The sequence below is a fragment of the Pseudomonas sp. PS02303 genome, from assembly GCF_029959925.1.
GTDB lineage: Bacteria > Pseudomonadota > Gammaproteobacteria > Pseudomonadales > Pseudomonadaceae > Aquipseudomonas > Aquipseudomonas mandelii.
Genome location: NZ_JASCOM010000578.1, coordinates 1 through 312, shown reverse-complemented (window position 1 = coordinate 312; position 312 = coordinate 1). Strand labels below are relative to the sequence as shown.

Sequence of the window (312 nt, the reverse complement as noted above, 5' to 3'; positions counted from 1 at the left end):
CCAATGCTGCCGGCACCCCGGTCACTGTGAACCTGTCGAACGGTGCCGTGATCACCATCGCGGCCGGCGCGACGGTCGGCTCCGTGACGGTCAAGGCGCCTGCCGATGACGTCTACAAAGATGCCGGCAAAGTCGAAGCGACCATCAAAGACGCGACTGGCGGCAACTTCGAGAACCTGGTGCCAAGCACTGTTCCGGCAGTGACTGACGTTACCGACACCCTCGATACCTCGACCGTCAGCTTGACGGCCAACAGCAGCGTGGCGGAAGGCGGGACCGTGGTTTACACCGCGTCCGTTACCGCTCCGGTGA

The 312-nt window shown here is 63.5% G+C and carries 1 protein-coding gene; it reads left to right on the top strand.

What is annotated here, in order from left to right:
- On the top strand, window positions 1-312 hold a 312-nt coding region (locus QMX98_RS35150; RefSeq protein WP_282412106.1), incomplete at both ends, for an immunoglobulin-like domain-containing protein.